Raw genomic sequence first — 16,453 nt, forward strand, 5'->3', positions numbered from 1 at the left:
CGCCGCGGCGCCCCTCTCGTCGGGGTCCTGCGGGATCAGCCCGGTCGCGGGGCGCCGGGACGGGCGTAGCGCAGCCAGGTGATCGCGATGCACGCCACGGCCCAGGCGACACCGACCCAGTAGAAGGCGGTGGCGCCCATGAGGCCGATGCCCAGGGCGAACAGGAACGGGCCGAAGGCGGCGGTGGCGGCGGTCCAGCCGATGACACCGCCGGCCTGTCGCTTCTCGAAGATCATCGGCATCTGCTTGAAGGTGGAGGCGTTGCCGATGCCGGTGAAGAAGAAGATGGCGAGCATGCCCCAGAGGAACTGATTGAAGTCACCCTGCAGGGCGGCGGCCGAGCTCGTGTCCGGGTCGAGCGCCGGGATGGTGAAGATGATCGAGGCGACCAGGCCCACGCCGGAGATGAGCGTCCAGATGGCACCACCTGTGCGGTCGGTGAGCGGGGCGAAGAGCATTCGCGTCAGGGCGCCGATCAGCGGGCCCCAGAAGACGTAGGCGACCGGGTCGGGCGTGGTGTAGCCCTCGATGAGGGAGACCGCGTTGGCGCCCGTGCCCTCGACGATCGCGGTGTTGTTGGAGCCGTAGAGGTCCTGCATGAGCAGGCCGAACTGGGCCGACAGGCCGGCGAAGGTGCCGAAGGTCATGATGTAGATGGCCGTCATGTACCAGGTGTCGATGTTGCCGAAGATGTCGAACTGCTGGCGGACGTTGGCCGTGATCGGCACCGACTTCAGCACGGTCCAGGCCCAGACGGCGCCGATGAGCATGAGCGGGATCCACACGAACGCCGCGTTCTGGTACCAGACCTCGCTCTCCGGCTTGCCCGGGATCTGCAGGCGCTGCGAGCCGCCGAGGAAGCCGAGCATGCCGAAGCCGATCAGCCACGGGGTAAGCAGCTGCACCAGCGAGACGCCGAGGTTTCCGATGCCGGCTTGCAGGCCCAGCGCGGTGCCCTGCAGGCGCTTGGGGAAGAAGTAGGAGGTGCTGGGCATGAAGCCGGAGAAGGCGCCGCCGCCGATGCCGGACAGGAAGGCCAGCACCATGAGCTCCCAGTAGGGGGCGGTCGGCTCCTGGACGCGCACGCCCCAGCCCAGCATCGGGGCGATCAGCATGAGCGTGGTCAGCGTGACCATCTTGCGCGTGCCCATGATGGGCGGCAGGACCATCCAGACGATGCGCAGCAGTCCGGCGGCCAGACCCGGCATGGCCGACATCCAGTACAGCTCCTGCTTGCTGAAGCTGTAGCCGAGGGGGTTGAGCTTGGGGATGATCGCGCTGGGGAGGAACCACGCGACGAAGCACATGGTCAGCGTGAACGTGGTGATGACGAGGGTCTGGTTGGCCAGCCCCTTGTCCCACGTCGCCTCGTCCTCCGGGTTCCAGTCCTGCAACCACTCCCGCCCGCGACGGGCTTCCGCGACGCTCGACATCGTGTTCCTCTCAGGGGTCGGTCGTGCTCATGGGTGGAGATCCGGTGTGCGAGGAGGACACTCCTCTAAACTCCCGACCTCGGGGGCAGTCTATACGCGGCGGAGGGGGTCGTGGGGCTCCCTTTGGCGAGCCGTGCAGGTGTGTCCCGTCGGCGCAAGTGCACAGCATTTTCGCAACACATCCTGCGTGAAATTCCGCAGCGTCGAGCGCTGTTCCCGGCCGTTCCCTTCGGCTACGCTCGCCGGAGCAGTATTCCTTTAAACGTGAGTCGAGAGGTGCGGTGGTCGAGCATGGCGGCAGGAACGGCGCAGGCTGCGGGGGGTCGGGACACCGACCTGCTGCGGTCGCCCGTGCGCCGGACCATCGTCGACCTGCTCGCCGGGCTCTCCGAGGTCCCGGACCCCGACTCGGGTGTTTCGCCCCGGGAGCGCGGCCTCGTCGCCGCGGAGGTCGGGGCGGCCGCCGGGGTGCACGTCACCACCGCACGGTTCCACCTCGACCAGCTGCTCGAGGCGGGCATGGTGACTGCCTCCTTCCGGCAGGAGGGGGTGGGGCGCCCCCGCAAGCGCTACGCCCTCGTGGCGGGCGACCGCCCACTGGAGCTCACGCCCGGTCGCGGCTACGCCTTCCTGGCGGGGCTGCTGGCGCGGACGCTCGCCCGGTCGGCGGGCGGTGACCCCGTGACCCCGGAGCAGGCCGGCCGTGACTGGGCCGCCGAGCACGTGGGCGCACCCGCCGAGGCAGCCGGCACGGAGCCGGACGAGCTCTGGCGTGAGCGCGTCGCGGCCACCGGCGAGGTGCTGCGCGACTGGGGGTACGTCCCCGAGACCACCCACGGACCGGGCGCCCGGGAGGCGCACCTGGAGCTCCACGGCTGCCCCTTCGGGGACCTGGCCCGGGAGCAGCCGGACGTCGTGTGCGGCATCCACCGCGGCCTGATCTCCGGCACCCTGGAGACACTGGGCGAACGGGACGTGTCGACCGAGCTCGAGGTCTTCGTGACCCCCACCCTCTGCCGGGCCCGGGTGAGTGTCCCGGACCGGCCCCGAGAACCCATCAGTGATGTCACCTCTGAAGGAGAGCAGGCATGACCGGAGCGACCGCAGCAGGACGCGTCGACGACCGCACCGCCCCCGGCCCGGACGGGCCGATCAGCGAGGCGCTCGTCGGCACCCGCCGATTCTTCGGCAAGGCCAAGGTGTCGCAGGACGGCCGCGACGTCACGTACAAGGGCGGTCGGCAGGGCGACTCCTTCTACCGTGACCGCTGGAGCCACGACAAGGTCGTCCGCTCCACGCACGGGGTGAACTGCACGGGCTCCTGCTCGTGGAAGGTGTACGTCAAGGACGGCATCATCACCTGGGAGGCGCAGCAGACCGACTACCCCTCCACGGGTGCGGACAAGCCGGAGTACGAGCCCCGCGGCTGCCCCCGTGGTGCGGCCTTCTCCTGGTACACCTACTCGCCGACGCGCGTGCGCTATCCCTACGTCCGCGGTCGCCTGCTGAACATGTTCCGCGAGGCCAAGCAGCGCTACGGCGACCCGGTGGTCGCCTGGGCCTCCATCGTGCAGGACCCCGAGCAGGCGAGCGCCTACAAGGCCGCCCGCGGCAAGGGCGGGCTGGTGCGCGCGAACTGGGACGAGGTCACCGAGCTCGTCGCGGCCGCGTACGTCTACACGATCAAGCGCTACGGTCCCGACCGCATCGCCGGCTTCTCGCCCATCCCGGCCATGTCGCAGGTCAGCTACGTCTCCGGTGCCCGCTTCAACGAGCTCATCGGCGCCCCGATGCTGTCCTTCTACGACTGGTACGCGGACCTGCCGAATGCCTCGCCGCAGATGTTCGGCGACCAGACCGACGTGCCCGAGTCCGGTGACTGGTGGGACGCGGCCTACCTGATCATGTGGGGCTCGAACGTCCCGCTGACCCGCACCCCGGACGCCCACTGGATGACCGAGGCCCGCTACCGCGGCCAGAAGGTCCTGGCGGTGGCGCCCGACTACGCGGAGAACGTGAAGTTCGCCGACGAGTGGGTCGCGGCCGCCCCCGGCACCGACGCCGCTCTGGCCATGGCGATGGGGCACGTGGTGCTCAAGGAGTTCTTCGTGGACTCCGAGGCCGAGTTCTTCACCGAGTACAACCGCCAGTACACCGACCTGCCCTACCTCGTCTCGCTGGACCGTGCCGAGGACGGCACCCTGCGCCCGGGCAAGTTCCTCATGGCCGGCGACCTCGACGGCCACCCGCAGGCCGCCACCGAGAACGCGATGTGGAAGCCCACCGTCTACGACGAGGCCACCGACCGCATCGTGGCCCCGAACGGGTCGCTGGGCGACCGCTTCGGTGAGGAGGGCGCCGGGAAGTGGAATCTCGACCTGGGCGACATCCGCCCCCGGCTGAGCCTCTACGGCGTCACCGAGGAGTCGGCCGAGGTGCACCTGCCCCGCTTCGACGGGCCCGCCGGCGACATGGTCACCGAGGCCCGCGGCGTCCCGGTCGGACGCGTGGGTGACCACCTCGTCACCACCGTGCTCGACCTGATGCTCGCCCACTACGGTGTGTCCCGCCCTGGGCTGCCCGGCACTGGCCGACCGGCTACGAGGACCCGACCGGTCCCGCGACCCCGGCCTGGGCCGGCGAGATCACCAGCGTGCCCCCGGAGCAGATCACCCGTCTGGCCCGCGAGTGGGCGCAGAGCGCCATCGACTCCGGTGGCCGCGGCATGATCCTGATGGGTGCCGGCACCAACCACTGGTACCACTCCGACCAGATCTACCGCGCGATGCTCGTCCTGACGACGATCACCGGCTGCCAGGGCCGCAACGGCGGTGGCTGGGCCCACTACGTGGGTCAGGAGAAGGTGCGCCCGCTCATGGGCTTCCAGCACATGGCCTTCGCGCTGGACTGGGTGCGTCCGCCGCGCCACATGAACCAGACCTCGTACTGGTACGTGAACACCAGCCAGTACCGCTACGACACCTTCGACGCCGATGCCGCGAACGGTCACACCGGCGCCTTCGCGGGGCGCACGACGATGGACCTGTACGCGCAGGCCGCGCGCCTCGGCTGGGCCCCGTCGTACCCGCAGTTCGACCGGTCCTCGCTGCAGGTGGCCGACGAGGCCGCCGAGGCCGGGATGCCGGCCGGCGAGTACGTCGCCCAGCAGCTCATGTCCGGCGACCTGCGCTTCGCGGTGGAGGACCCCGAGCACGAGGACAACCACCCGCGCGTGCTGTCGCTGTGGCGGGCCAACCTGTTCGGCTCCTCGGCGAAGGGCAACGAGTACTTCCTGAAGCACCTGCTGGGCACGGACAACGCGGTGCAGGCCGAGGAGGCCGCGCCGGAGCACCGCCCGCAGGACGTCGTCTGGCGAGAGCGCGCCGGAGAGGGCAAGCTCGACCTGCTGCTCACGCTGGACTTCCGCATGACCAGCTCGACGCTGTTCTCGGACGTCGTGCTCCCGGCCGCCACCTGGTACGAGAAGTACGACATCAACACCACGGACATGCACCCCTTCATCCACTCGTTCAACCCGGCGATCGCCCCGCCGTGGCAGGCGAAGAACGACTGGGACACGTGGAAGGAGATCGCCAAGCGCTTCTCCGAGCTGGCGAAGGACCACCTGGGCACCCGCAAGGACGTGGTGACCAAGCCGCTGTGGCACGACACCCCCGAGGCGATGGCCACCGTCCACGGCCGGGTGCTGGACTGGAAGCACGGCGAGTGCGAGGCGGTGCCGGGCAAGACCCTGCCGGTGATCGCCGAGGTGGAGCGCGACTACACCGCGATCCACGAGAAGATGACCTCGATCGGCCCGCTGCTGGAGAACGTCGGCATGGTCACCAAGGGCGTCAAGTACGACGCCTCCCACGCGATGGACCAGCTGCGTCGCCGCAACGGGACCGTCCGCGGCGGGGCGGGCGCCGGCCAGCCCCGGCTGGAGACCGACGTCCAGGTGGCCGACGCCATCCTGCACCTGTCGGGCACGACCAACGGCCACATGGCCACCCAGGGGTTCAAGGACCTCGAGAAGCGGGTGGGCAAGCAGCTGCACGACCTGTCGGCCGAGCACGAGGGCAAGCTGATCACCTTCAGCGAAACCCAGGTGGCGCCGGTGCCGGTCATCACCTCCCCGGAGTGGTCCGGCTCGGAGTCCGGCGGTCGTCGCTACGCCCCGTTCACCATCAACATCGAGCGGGAGAAGCCCTTCCACACCCTCACCGGGCGCCAGCAGTTCTACGTCGACCACGACTGGATGCTGGGCATGGGCGAGGCGCTGCCCACCTACCGTCCGCCGCTGGACATGCACCGCCTGTTCGGCGAGACGCGACTGGGGGAGCAGAACGAGCTCGGCGTCTCGGTGCGCTACCTGACGCCGCACAACAAGTGGTCCATCCACTCGGAGTACCAGGACAACCTGTTCATGCTCAGCCTCTCCCGAGGCGGGCAGTCGGTCTGGATGTCCGACCGCGACGCCGAGAAGGTCGGCATCAAGGACAACGACTGGGTGGAGGCGGTCAACCGCAACGGTGTGGTGGCCTGCCGCGCGGTGGTCAGCCACCGCATGCCCGAGGGCACGGTGTACATGCACCACGCTCAGGACCGCCTGATCGACGTGCCGCTGACCGAGACCAACCAGCGTCGCGGTGGCATCCACAACAGCCTGACGCGCATCCTCATGAAGCCGAGCCACCTCATCGGCGGGTACGCGCAGTTCAGCTACTTCTTCAACTACATCGGCCCCACGGGCAACAACCGCGACGAGGTCACCATGATCCGCAAGCGGACCGCCCCGGTCGAGTACTGAGACCCACCCGAGAGCCAAGGAGAGACACATGCGCGTCATGGCCCAGATGGCGATGGTCATGAACCTGGACAAGTGCATCGGGTGCCACACCTGCTCGGTCACCTGCAAGCAGGCATGGACCAACCGCACCGGCACCGAGTACGTCTGGTTCAACAACGTCGAGACCCGCCCCGGGCTCGGCTACCCCCGGCGGTACGAGGACCAGGACGAGTGGCAGGGTGGTTGGGTCCGCAAGGCCAACGGCCGGCTCGCCCTGCGTGCCGGTGGCCGCCTGAAGAAGCTCGCGACGATCTTCTCGAACCCGAAGATGCCGAGCATCGACGACTACTACGAGCCGTGGACCTACGACTACGAGACGCTGCTCAACGCCCCGGAGCAGAAGAACTTCCCGGTGGCGCGGCCGCACTCGCTGATCTCCGGCAAGCAGATGAACGTCGAGTGGTCGGCCAACTGGGACGACGACCTGGGCGGCTCGCAGGAGCACGCGGCCCACGACGTGATGCTCAAGACCATCGCGGACAAGGTCCGGTTCGAGTTCGAGCAGACCTTCATGTTCTACCTGCCGCGCATCTGCGAGCACTGCCTCAACCCGAGCTGTGCGGCCTCCTGCCCGTCGGGCGCGATCTACAAGCGCGAGGAGGACGGCATCGTCCTGGTGGACCAGGACCGCTGCCGCGGCTGGCGCATGTGCATCACCGGCTGCCCCTACAAGAAGGTCTACTTCAACCACAAGACGGGCAAGGCCGAGAAATGCACCTTCTGCTACCCGCGTGTGGAGGTCGGCATCCCGACCGTGTGCGCGGAGACCTGCGTCGGTCGCCTGCGCTACATCGGCCTGATGCTGTACGACGCCGACAAGGTGGCCGCCGCCGCGGCGACCGAGGACGAGCACGGCCTCTACGAGGCCCAGCGCGACGTCTTCCTGGACCCGAACGACCCGGAGGTCCAGCGCGAGGCGGAGAGGGCCGGCATCCCCGGTGACTGGATCGAGGCCGCCAAGAAGTCCCCTGTGCGCCGCCTGATCCAGGACTACAAGGTGGCCCTGCCGCTGCACCCGGAGTACCGCACCATGCCGATGGTCTGGTACATCCCGCCGCTGTCGCCGGTGGTCGACGTCATCAAGGAGTCCGGCCAGGACGCCGAGGACCGGGGCAACCTGTTCGCGGCGATCGAGGCCCTGCGCATCCCGGTGGAGTACCTGGCCAACCTGTTCACGGCCGGCGACACCAAGCCGGTGGACGATGTGCTGCGCCGCCTGGCGGCCATGCGCTCGTTCATGCGCGACATCAACCTGGGCGGCGACCCGGACGAGTCCATCGCCGAGGCGGTGGGCATGGACGCCGAGTCGATGTACGAGATGTTCCGCCTGCTGGCGATCGCCAAGTACGACGAGCGCTACGTGATCCCCACGGCCCACGCCGAGGAGGCGCACGGGCTGGAGGAGACCGCCACCGACTGCCCGGTCTCCGGTTTCGACGACGAGATCTTCGAGACCTCCGGGCCGTTCGGCGAGGGCTCCGGCCGGGGCGGTGTCACGCCGGTCGCGGTGGAGAACTTCGAGATGCTGCGCGAGCGCCAGACGAGCGACGAGCTGGTCGGCGGCGGCAGCAAGACCGGCCGGGTGAACCTGCTCAACTGGGACGGCAAGGGCGTCCCCGAGGGTATGTTCCCCGAGCGGAGTGACCGCTCGTGATGGAGCTGCTGGCACGCCTGGCCCGGCTGAAGCGCACCGAGCCGACCCGGGACCCGCGCGAGCTGAGGGACACCTGGCAGGCGGCGTCGCTGCTGCTGGAGTACCCCACCCCGGAGCTGCTGGAGCGCCTGCCGATGCTGCGGCAGGTGGCCGGTGCCCTGGACCCCCAGCTGGGTGAGCCCCTGCTGCGCACGATCGACGCGCTGCAGGGGCAGGAGCTCGAGCCGCTGCGCATCCGGTACGTGGAGACCTTCGACCACACCCGGCGCTTCTGCCTGTACCTGAGCTACTTCGCCCACGGTGACACCCGCAAGCGGGGGGTGGCCCTGGTCCGGTTCAAGCAGGCCTTCCGCGACGCGGGGGTGGAGCTGCAGGCCGAGGAGCTGCCCGACCACCTGTGCGTGGTGCTCGAGTTCGGCGCCACCGTGGACGCCGAGGCCGCGTGGAAGCTGCTCAACGAGCACCGCGCCGGCATCGAGATGCTCAGGCTGGCCCTGGACCAGGTCGACTCGCCCTGGCACGGTGCCGTGGCGGCCCTGTGCGCGACCCTGCCGGAGCTCGGCGGGGACGACCGGGAGGCCGTTGCCCGCCTGGTGGCCGAGGGGCCGCCGAGCGAGGAGGTCGGCCTCGACACCCAGCCGTACGCCATCGACCCCCGCCTCAACCCCCATCCGCAGCAGGATCCCGAGCGGGTCGTGCTCGGGACCGACATCCCCGTAGGAGCCCCGAAGTGACCACCCTGCTCTGGGTCATCGTCCCCTACCTGTGCCTGGCCGTGTTCGTCGTTGGCCACATCTGGCGCTACCAGTACGACAAGTTCGGCTGGACCACCCGCAGCTCCCAGCTGTACGAGGACCGCCTGCTGCGCTGGGGCAGCCCGCTGTTCCACTTCGGCATGCTCGGCGTGCTCGTGGGGCACGTGATGGGTCTGCTCATCCCGCAGTCGTGGACCGACGCGATCGGGCTGAGCCGCCACGCCTACCACCTCATCGCGCTGATCGGCGGCATCCCCGCCGGCGTCGCCACGGTCGTCGGCCTGGTGATCCTGGTCTACCGCCGCCGCACGGTCGGTCCGGTGTTCTCCGCGACCACCGCGAACGACAAGATGATGTACCTGGTGCTCGGCGCGGTCATCCTGCTGGGCATCTGGAACACGATCGCCGGCTCGCTGCTGCAGTTCGGCGGCGAGTACAACTACCGCAGCGGCGTCTCCCCGTGGTTCCGCAGCGTGTTCGCCTTCCAGCCGGAGCCGGAGATGATGGCCGGCGCGCCGCTGGGCTTCAAGTTGCACGCGCTGCTGGCCTGCCTGCTGTTCGCGATGTGGCCGTTCACCCGCCTGGTGCACGTCTTCAGCGCGCCGGTCGGCTACCTGACCCGCCCCTACGTGGTGTACCGCTCGCGCGACTCCCGCCCGGGCGCCGGTGCGGGCACGCGCGCGCCGAAGCGTGGCTGGGAGAAGTGACGGTCCCGCACCCGGCCCACCGGCCCCGGCTCGCCCCCCTGGTCGAGCCGGGGCCGGCCCTGTCGCGGCAGGAGGTCGAGCGCTGGGCGCGCCACGTGCTGCTGCCGGAGCTCGGCCTGGAGGGGCAGCGGCGGCTGCGCAACGCCCGCGTCGCCGTGATCGGTGCCGGCGGGCTGGGCTGCCCGCTGATGCAGTACCTCGTGGCCGCGGGCGTGGGGCACTTGACGGTCTTCGACGACGACGTGGTCGAGACCAGCAACCTGCAGCGCCAGGTGCTGCACGGGCCGGACGACGTGGGCCGGCCGAAGGTCGAGAGCGCGGTGGAGTCCCTGTCCCGGCTGGGCGGGGCCACCACGCTGTCGGCGGTGCAGGAGCGGCTGGGGCCGGAGACGGCGGTCGACCTGCTGGCGGGGCACGACCTCGTGGTCGACGGCACGGACAACTTCCCGACCCGCTACACCCTCGATGCCGCCTGCCGGGAGCTCGGGGTGCCCCACGTGTGGGCGGCCCTCATGGCCACCCGTGCGCAGGTGAGCACCTTCTGGGCGGCGCCCCGCCCCGCCGACCCGGACGAGGGCGGAGCTGCGTCCGTCCCGGGCGTCACCCTGCGGGACGTCTTCCCCGTGGCCCCCGATCCCACGAGCGTGCCGGCCTGCGGTGACGCGGGGGTGCTCGGCGCCCTGTGCGGACTGGTCGGATCGGTGATGGCGCTCGAGGTGGTCAAGCTCGTGACCGGCACCGGCGAGCCGCTGCTGGGGCGCGTGCTCTTCGTCGACGCGGCCACGATGCGCACGCAGGAGATCCCGGTCGCGGCCCTGCCCGGTGGGGTGGGGAAGGACGACGCGCCCACGGGGGGCTCGCCGGTGGAGGAGCCGGGCACCGGGAGCCCGACTCCGGACGCGGCCCCCGAGCCCGACTGGCCGCTGGTCACCGCCTCCGAGCTCGCCTCCCGTCTGGGGGCCGAGGACGCCCCGCTGGTGGTGGACGTGCGCTCGGCCGGTGAGCTCGCCTTCGGGCAGGTGCCCGGTTCGGTGCACCTGGCGCTCACGGAGCTCGCCGACGAGCCCGGCCCCGCCGTCGAGCGGCTGCGCGCGGCCGGTGCCGGGCAGCGCCCCGTGGTGCTCGTCTGCAAGGCCGGCGTGCGGGCCCGGGCGGCGGCACGCCACCTGGCGGTCCACGGCATGGACGCCCCCGCCGTGCTGGAGGGTGGGATGATCGCGTGGTCCCGCGACGTGGACCCCGACCTGCCGCGCTACTGACGACGCACAGGGGGCCGACGACCGGACGTGAAGGAGGACCGTGACGACCACCCGCCGTGACCTGCTGACCCCGGAGGAGTATCGAGCCGAGGTGCTGGCCCTGCTGCCGGGCCCGACCGACACCGAGGAGCTGCCCGTGGACCAGGCGGCCGACCGGGTGCTCGCCGAGCCGGCCCGTTCCGCCGTGGCCGTCCCCGCGTTCGCGAACTCGGCCATGGACGGCTTCGCGGTGCGCTGGGAGGACATCGCCCCGTTGGCGGAGCCGTCCGGCGAGCAGACGGGCGCGGTCGACCCCGTCCGGCTGACCGTGGTGGCCGAGGTGCCCGCCGGGTCCGGTGACGACCCGGACATCGGCCCGGGCCAGTGCGTCCGCATCATGACCGGGGCGCCGGTGCCGAGCGCTGCGGACACGGTGGTGCCGGTCGAGCAGACCGAGGAGGCCGAGCGGGGGACGGTGCACGTCACCGGGCTGCCGCGCTCCGGGCAGGGCTCCCACGTGCGCGGTGCGGGGGAGGACCTCGCCGCCGGGGACGAGGTGCTGCCGTCCGGGGCCATCCTGACCGCCGGGGCACTCGGGGCGCTGGCCGGCGCCGGGGTCGGCACGGTGCGCGTGCACCGCCGCCCCGTGGTGGGCGTCGTGGCCACGGGGGACGAGCTGGTGCCGGCGGGGGAGCCGCTGGCGCGTGGGCAGATCCACGAGAGCAACGCCGTCCACCTCGCTGCCCTGGTACGGAGGGCGGGCGCCGAGGCGGTGACCGGTCCAGTGGTGCCTGACGACGCCGACGCCCTCGCCGCCCGCCTCGACGAGCTGGCCGAGCGGTGCGACCTGCTGCTGCTCTCCGGCGGGGTGAGTGTCGGCGAGCACGACGTCACCCGCATCGTGCTCGCCGACTCCGCTGGTGGCCCGGAGGGCCGTGGTGCCGGTGGCCGCTTCGTCCACGTGGGCATGCAGCCGGGCAAGCCGCAGGGGCACGCGGTCTGGTCCGGGACGCCGCTGGTGGCCGTCCCGGGCAACCCGCTGTCGGCGGCGGTGTCCTTCGAGATGTTCGTGCGGCCGGCCCTGCGCGCCCTGCTGGGGCTCCCGGAGCCGGAGCCCGCGACCGTGGTGGCCGGGACCGACTGGGACTGCCCGGCGGGACGCCGCCAGGTGCTGCCGGTGGTCACCTCCACCGACGCGGACGGGCGCCCGGTGGCCCATCCCGCGCACCGTCGCGGCTCGGCCTCGCACATGGTGAGCGCTCTGGCGGCCGCCGACGGGGTCGTCGAGGTGCCCGCCGGGCAGGACTACGTGTCGGCCGGTGACCTGTTGCCCCTGAGGAGGATCCGATGAGCAGTGACAGCCCCTTCACCCACATGGACGAGGCCGGGCAGGCCCGCATGGTGGACGTGACCGCCAAGCAGCCGACCGTCCGGGCCGCCACCGCCCGCGGGCGGGTGCGGTGCGCCCCGGAGGTCGTGCGCATGCTGCGTGACGGCACCGTCCCCAAGGGTGACGTGCTCGCAGTCGCGCGCATCGCCGGTATCGCGGCTGCCAAGCGGACCCCCGAGCTGCTGCCGCTGGCCCACGTCATCGGAGTGCACGGCGCGGTGGTGGACCTCGAGATCGTCGACGAGGGCGTGGAGGTCGAGGCCACGGTGCGCACCGCCGACCGCACCGGGGTGGAGATGGAGGCCCTCACCAGTGTGTCCGTCGCCGCGCTCGCGGTGATCGACATGGTCAAGGGCACCGACCGCTCGGCCCACCTGGCCGACGTGCGCCTGGTCCGCAAGGAGGGCGGGCGCAGCGGCACCTGGGTCCGCGAGGGCGAGGAGGCGTGAGCCCGGTCCACGACGCGATCGTGCTCGCCGGGGGCACGGGGCGGCGGCTCGGCGGGGTCTCCAAGGGTGACGTGGAGCTCGCCGGCCAGCGGATGCTGGACCGGGTGCTGGCCGCTGCCGCGGGGGCCCGGTGCACCGTCGTGGTCGGGGACCCGGAGGTGCCCGCCGGGGTGCTGCGGACCGTGGAGGACCCGCCGCGCTCCGGACCCGCGGCCGGCATCGCGGCGGGGTTGGGGGCCCTGGGCGAGGACGCCGGGGGCGACGATCCGTCCGACTGGGTGCTGGTGCTGGCCACCGACGCCCCCGGTCTGGTGCGTGTCGTGCCGGGTCTGCTGGCGGCGGCCGACCGGGCCGAGGCCGAGGAGTCCGCCGGTGAGGACGGGCCGCACGCGGGCGCCGACGGCTTCGCCCCGCAGGACGCGACGGGCCACCGGCAGTGGCTGGGGGCCGTCTACCGCCGCACTGCGCTGCTGCGTGCGCTGGACGAGCTCGGGGACCCCACCGACCGGCCGGTGAAGGCGCTGGTGGGCCGGTTGGACCTGCGCCGGGCGGACCCGGCCGACGAGCACGACGTCGAGGACGTCGACACCTGGGAGGACCACGCGCGCTGGACCGCGCGCCTGACCGCAGGAGGAGAGGCATGAGCACCGGACGGACCCACGACCTGCCCGAGGACCCCGCGCGCTGGGACGCCTGGGCGGCCCGCGCCCGCGAGGCGCTCGGGCTGCCGGAGACGTCCGTCGACGTCGCGACCCTGCATCGCCTGGCCAGCACCGTGGCCCACCAGGTGGAGCGGCCGCTGGTGCCGGTCTCCACCTTCCTGGTGGGGCAGGCGCTCGCGAGCCAGCCCGGGCTGACGCTCGAGGAGGCCGTCGACCGGGTGACGGAGCTGGCTCAAGAGGGTCCGCTGACGGACCACGGGGGCGTGGCGGAACATGGGGAGACGTCGGGGACGCACGGGACGTCCCGGGAGGAGGAGCGATGACCGCACGAGTGCGCTGGTTCGCCGCGGCCGGGGAGGCCGCGGGCCGTGCCGAGGGCGACTACGCCGGGGCGACGCTCGGGGAGCTGCTCGAGGGCGCCGTCGAGCAGCACGGGGAGCGGCTCGGGCGGGTGGCCGAGCGGTGCGCGATCCTGGTGGACGGGGTGCGGGTGGACGACCCGGCCACCCCCCTGCGAGAGGGCGCCCTGGTGGACGTGCTGCCGCCCTTCGCCGGCGGCTGAGCCCAGGGCCGGGAAACCCCGGCACGACGGACCGGGACGTGCCACCGACAATGGCGGGCATGCTCCCTCTGGACGGCACGCACGAGCTCTGGTTCCAGATCGGCATCAGCCACTGGGGTGCCGTGGGGGTGGTCATCTCGACGACCGTGCTCTACCTCGTCTACACGGTCGTCATGCAGGTGCTGGGGCCGCGGCTGATGTCCGCACCCTCCGTGCTGAGCTTCACGCTGGTGGCGCTGTTCGGCGCCATCGCGGCCCGGGCGATGCTGGGGAACTCGCCCACGCTGCTGGGCGCGCTCATCGCCATCGGCACCCTGCTGCTCCTGGAGGCGTTCCTCGGACGGGTGCAGCAGGGGGTGGGGCAGCTGCTGCACCTGCACGGACCTCAGCCGGCCGTGGTGATGGTGAACGGACACGTCATCCACCCCCACCTGCGACAGCGGCGCCTGAACCGCTCCCACCTGCTGGCCATGCTGCGGCGTGCCGGGATCCAGCGGGTGGAGGACGTCCAGCTGGTGATCCTGGAGAACCGGGGCAGCCTCACGGTGGTCCGCAAGGGCGAGAAGATCGACCGCGACCTCATCGCCGGGGTGGCCGGACGCCGCCTCGTGCCGGCCGCGCTGGTCGCGGGCCCGCCGCGGCCGCAGGGCAGGAGGCCGGTGCCCACGTGGCCCGGGCCCCGCGCCCGACGGCTGCCGTGGCGGCGCCGCTGACGACTGCGGGGCGTCCGCTCAGCCGCCGATGGCGCTCATCGGACGCGGCGGCTGCAGGAAGCCGGGGTCGTCGATGCCGTGACCCGGCTGCTTGCCCAGCGTCGCCTCGCGGAACAGGGCCGCGATCTCCTCGGTGCCGGCCCCGTCCCGGAGCGGTGCCCGCAGGTCCGTCTCCGAGCGGGCGAACAGGCAGGAGCGCAGTTGGCCGTCGGCGGTGAGGCGCAGTCGGTCGCACGCCCCGCAGAAGGGGGCCGTCACCGAGGCGATGACGCCCACGGTCGCCGGCCCGCCGTCCACCAGGAAGCGCTCGGCCGGTGCCGCGCCACGTCCCGGCACCTCGGTGAGCTCGAAGCGCTCGGACAGGGCGCGCACGATCTCCTCGCGGGTCACCATGCCCTCGCGGGTCCAGGTGTGCCCGGCGTCCAGCGGCATCTGCTCGATGAAGCGCAGCTCCACCCCGGTCTCCAGCGCCCAGGCCAGCAGGTCCGCGGCCTCGTGGTCGTTCTGGTCGCGCATCAGCACGGTGTTGATCTTCACCGGGCGCAGCTCGGCTGCCAGGGCGGCGTCGATGCCGGCGAGGACGGCGCCGTGCTGGCGGCGCCGCGCCATCCGGTGGAAGAGCTCGGGGTCCAGGGTGTCCAGGCTGATGTTCACCCGGGCCAGGCCGGCGTCCGCGAGCTCCTGCGCGCGGCGGTCCAGCCCGATGCCGTTGGTGGTCATCGAGAGCTCGATCGGCCCCTCGGGCCCCTCCAGCGCGGCCAGGTCGGCCACGAGCTCGGTGAGGTCCCGGCGCAGCAGCGGCTCGCCGCCGGTCAGCCGGATCTCGTTGATGCCGCAGTCCACGGCCACCCGGGCCACGGAGACGATCTCCTCCCGGGTCAGCAGCTCGTCCTTCGGCAGCCAGGGGACGCCCTCGGCGGGCAGGCAGTAGGTGCAGCGCAGGTTGCACTTGTCGATGAGCGAGATGCGCAGGTCGGTGTGGATCCGCCCGAAACGGTCGACCAGTCCGGTCACGTGGACCTCCCAGCGGTCGGGGTGGCGGCCTCGTCCAGGCCGAGGGCGGACCAGACGGCGCGGCCGTCGGCCTCGTGCTGGTGCTTCCAGATCGGCAGCCGGGCCTTCACCTGCTCCACCAGCTCGGAGCAGACGGTGAAGGTGATCGCCCGGTGCGCGGAGGCGACCGCCACCACGATGGCGAGGTCGCCCACCTCGAGGTGGCCGGTCCGGTGCGCCACGGCCACGCGGGTGCGTCCCTCGGGGTCGTGTGCGTCGAGCACCTCGGTGGTGATGCGCTGCAGGATCGCCGGGGCGTCCGGGTGGGCGCTGTAGTCCAGCGAGACCACCTCACCGGCGGCCTCCGGGTCGTGGTCCCGCACCCGGCCGACGAAACGCGTCACGGCCCCGTGCGAGGGCTGCAGCACGGCGGTCTCCAGGGCGTCGGCGTCCAGCGGCTCGTCGGTGACGGCCGCGTGGACGACGCGCGGGTCGGTGACCATCAGTGGTCGCCCCCGGCCAGCTGGTCCAGCACGTGGGGCACCACGGGCAGGAGCACCGCCAGGCCGTCACGCACGCCGCCGGTGCTGCCGGGCAGGTTGGCGACGACGGCCCCGGGGGAGTCCTCGCCGGCGTCGACGACACCGACGAGCCCCCGGGTGAGCAGGGCGTGCGGCCCCTTGTCGGCCCCGGCCGCGTGCAGGGCGGCGGCCACACCGGGCAGCTGCCGGTCGAGCAGGGGTGCCGTGCCCTCGGGGGTGCGGTCCCGAGGGGAGACGCCGGTGCCTCCGGTGGTCACGACCAAGCGTGCCCCGGAGCGCAGCGCGGTGCGGACGGCCTCGCGGACGGACTCCTCGCCGTCGGGCACCACCTGCAGCTCCACCGGACCGCCGAGCGCCTCGGTCACCAGGTCGCGCGCGAGCGGGCCCGAGCGGTCCTCACGGGCCCCCTGGGAGACCCGGTCCGAGACCGTGACGACGGTGCACGGGACGGCGTGGGACATGCGCTCGAGCCTACCCGCGAGGGGTTGGCCACCGGCGCTCCGGGG

Annotated in this window: 15 protein-coding genes and 1 pseudogene; 12 read left to right on the plus strand and 4 right to left on the minus strand. The window is 72.2% G+C overall.

Features of this window, described 5'->3' with window-relative positions; genetic code table 11:
• Nucleotides 1-35: 35 nt before the first annotated feature.
• Nucleotides 36-1,433 (minus strand): MFS transporter, encoded by a 1,398-nt coding sequence (locus ACY8FT_RS01210; RefSeq protein ID WP_462417127.1) that lies wholly within the window; start codon nucleotides 1,431-1,433, stop codon nucleotides 36-38.
• A gap of 291 nt (nucleotides 1,434-1,724) precedes the next feature.
• Here ACY8FT_RS01210 and ACY8FT_RS01215 point away from each other — a divergent pair, with 291 nt between their 5' ends.
• From ACY8FT_RS01215 to ACY8FT_RS01270, 12 genes and pseudogenes are all read left to right on the plus strand, one after another.
• Nucleotides 1,725-2,525: a helix-turn-helix transcriptional regulator gene (locus ACY8FT_RS01215; RefSeq protein ID WP_462417128.1), complete on the plus strand. Its 801-nt coding sequence runs from the start codon at nucleotides 1,725-1,727 to the stop codon at nucleotides 2,523-2,525.
• Nucleotides 2,522-6,243: pseudogene (locus tag ACY8FT_RS01220) on the plus strand (nitrate reductase subunit alpha). Before ACY8FT_RS01215 ends, ACY8FT_RS01220 begins: the two are co-directional and overlap by 4 nt.
• Before the next feature lie 28 nt (nucleotides 6,244-6,271).
• Nucleotides 6,272-7,936: a nitrate reductase subunit beta gene (gene narH, locus ACY8FT_RS01225; protein ID WP_462417129.1), complete on the plus strand. Its 1,665-nt coding sequence runs from the start codon at nucleotides 6,272-6,274 to the stop codon at nucleotides 7,934-7,936.
• The gene (gene narJ, locus ACY8FT_RS01230) at nucleotides 7,936-8,670 is read left to right on the plus strand and encodes a nitrate reductase molybdenum cofactor assembly chaperone (protein ID WP_462417130.1); all 735 of its coding nucleotides are present in this window, start codon (nucleotides 7,936-7,938) and stop codon (nucleotides 8,668-8,670) included. The genes narH and narJ overlap by 1 nt, the downstream gene beginning before the upstream one ends.
• Nucleotides 8,667-9,398: a respiratory nitrate reductase subunit gamma gene (gene narI, locus ACY8FT_RS01235; RefSeq protein ID WP_462417131.1), complete on the plus strand. Its 732-nt coding sequence runs from the start codon at nucleotides 8,667-8,669 to the stop codon at nucleotides 9,396-9,398. Before narJ ends, narI begins: the two co-directional genes overlap by 4 nt.
• Nucleotides 9,395-10,657 carry a ThiF family adenylyltransferase gene (locus ACY8FT_RS01240; RefSeq protein ID WP_462417132.1) on the plus strand — a complete coding sequence of 421 codons (1,263 nt, stop codon included), beginning with the start codon at nucleotides 9,395-9,397 and terminating at the stop codon, nucleotides 10,655-10,657. Before narI ends, ACY8FT_RS01240 begins: the two co-directional genes overlap by 4 nt.
• A 40-nt stretch (nucleotides 10,658-10,697) precedes the next feature.
• Nucleotides 10,698-11,987, plus strand: a complete 1,290-nt coding sequence (locus tag ACY8FT_RS01245) for a molybdopterin molybdotransferase MoeA (RefSeq protein WP_462417133.1) — start codon at nucleotides 10,698-10,700, stop codon at nucleotides 11,985-11,987.
• Nucleotides 11,984-12,475, plus strand: a complete 492-nt coding sequence (moaC, locus tag ACY8FT_RS01250) for a cyclic pyranopterin monophosphate synthase MoaC (RefSeq protein WP_462417134.1) — start codon at nucleotides 11,984-11,986, stop codon at nucleotides 12,473-12,475. Before ACY8FT_RS01245 ends, moaC begins: the two co-directional genes overlap by 4 nt.
• Complete coding sequence (gene mobA / locus ACY8FT_RS01255) at nucleotides 12,472-13,119, plus strand: molybdenum cofactor guanylyltransferase (RefSeq protein WP_462417135.1); 648 nt, start codon at nucleotides 12,472-12,474, stop codon at nucleotides 13,117-13,119. The genes moaC and mobA overlap by 4 nt, the downstream gene beginning before the upstream one ends.
• Entirely contained in the window at nucleotides 13,116-13,460 is a 345-nt protein-coding gene (locus ACY8FT_RS01260) for a DUF6457 domain-containing protein (RefSeq protein ID WP_462417136.1), read from the plus strand. The genes mobA and ACY8FT_RS01260 overlap by 4 nt, the downstream gene beginning before the upstream one ends.
• Nucleotides 13,457-13,699 (plus strand): MoaD/ThiS family protein, encoded by a 243-nt coding sequence (locus ACY8FT_RS01265; protein ID WP_462417137.1) that lies wholly within the window; start codon nucleotides 13,457-13,459, stop codon nucleotides 13,697-13,699. The genes ACY8FT_RS01260 and ACY8FT_RS01265 overlap by 4 nt, the downstream gene beginning before the upstream one ends.
• Nucleotides 13,700-13,758: 59 nt before the next feature.
• Nucleotides 13,759-14,412 carry a DUF421 domain-containing protein gene (locus ACY8FT_RS01270; protein WP_462417138.1) on the plus strand — a complete coding sequence of 218 codons (654 nt, stop codon included), beginning with the start codon at nucleotides 13,759-13,761 and terminating at the stop codon, nucleotides 14,410-14,412.
• Nucleotides 14,413-14,430: 18 nt separating this feature from the next.
• Here ACY8FT_RS01270 and moaA read toward each other — a convergent pair whose 3' ends face one another.
• From moaA to ACY8FT_RS01285, 3 genes are read right to left on the minus strand one after another with little or no spacing between them, the layout of a single operon-like run.
• The gene (gene moaA / locus ACY8FT_RS01275; RefSeq protein WP_462417139.1) at nucleotides 14,431-15,426 is read right to left on the minus strand and encodes a GTP 3',8-cyclase MoaA; all 996 of its coding nucleotides are present in this window, start codon (nucleotides 15,424-15,426) and stop codon (nucleotides 14,431-14,433) included.
• A complete protein-coding gene (locus ACY8FT_RS01280) occupies nucleotides 15,423-15,908 on the minus strand; it encodes a molybdenum cofactor biosynthesis protein MoaE (protein ID WP_462417140.1) in 486 nt (161 codons plus the stop codon). Before ACY8FT_RS01280 ends, moaA begins: the two co-directional genes overlap by 4 nt.
• Nucleotides 15,908-16,408 (minus strand): MogA/MoaB family molybdenum cofactor biosynthesis protein, encoded by a 501-nt coding sequence (locus ACY8FT_RS01285; RefSeq protein ID WP_462417141.1) that lies wholly within the window; start codon nucleotides 16,406-16,408, stop codon nucleotides 15,908-15,910. The genes ACY8FT_RS01280 and ACY8FT_RS01285 overlap by 1 nt, the downstream gene beginning before the upstream one ends.
• Nucleotides 16,409-16,453: the final 45 nt, after the last annotated feature.

The organism is Kytococcus sp. Marseille-QA3725 (assembly GCF_054950055.1).

Excerpts from the sequence above, each read along its gene's own strand:
- narJ (WP_462417130.1), top strand. The coding sequence starts at position 7,936 with ATGGAGCTGCTGGCACGCCTGGCCCGGCTGAAGCGCACCGAGCCGACC.
- ACY8FT_RS01210 (WP_462417127.1), bottom strand. The coding sequence starts at position 1,433 with ATGTCGAGCGTCGCGGAAGCCCGTCGCGGGCGGGAGTGGTTGCAGGAC.
- ACY8FT_RS01265 (WP_462417137.1), top strand. The coding sequence starts at position 13,457 with ATGACCGCACGAGTGCGCTGGTTCGCCGCGGCCGGGGAGGCCGCGGGC.
- moaC (WP_462417134.1), top strand. The coding sequence starts at position 11,984 with ATGAGCAGTGACAGCCCCTTCACCCACATGGACGAGGCCGGGCAGGCC.
- ACY8FT_RS01285 (WP_462417141.1), bottom strand. The coding sequence starts at position 16,408 with ATGTCCCACGCCGTCCCGTGCACCGTCGTCACGGTCTCGGACCGGGTC.
- ACY8FT_RS01260 (WP_462417136.1), top strand. The coding sequence starts at position 13,116 with ATGAGCACCGGACGGACCCACGACCTGCCCGAGGACCCCGCGCGCTGG.
- ACY8FT_RS01270 (WP_462417138.1), top strand. The coding sequence starts at position 13,759 with ATGCTCCCTCTGGACGGCACGCACGAGCTCTGGTTCCAGATCGGCATC.
- narH (WP_462417129.1), top strand. The coding sequence starts at position 6,272 with ATGCGCGTCATGGCCCAGATGGCGATGGTCATGAACCTGGACAAGTGC.
- ACY8FT_RS01280 (WP_462417140.1), bottom strand. The coding sequence starts at position 15,908 with ATGGTCACCGACCCGCGCGTCGTCCACGCGGCCGTCACCGACGAGCCG.
- ACY8FT_RS01215 (WP_462417128.1), top strand. The coding sequence starts at position 1,725 with ATGGCGGCAGGAACGGCGCAGGCTGCGGGGGGTCGGGACACCGACCTG.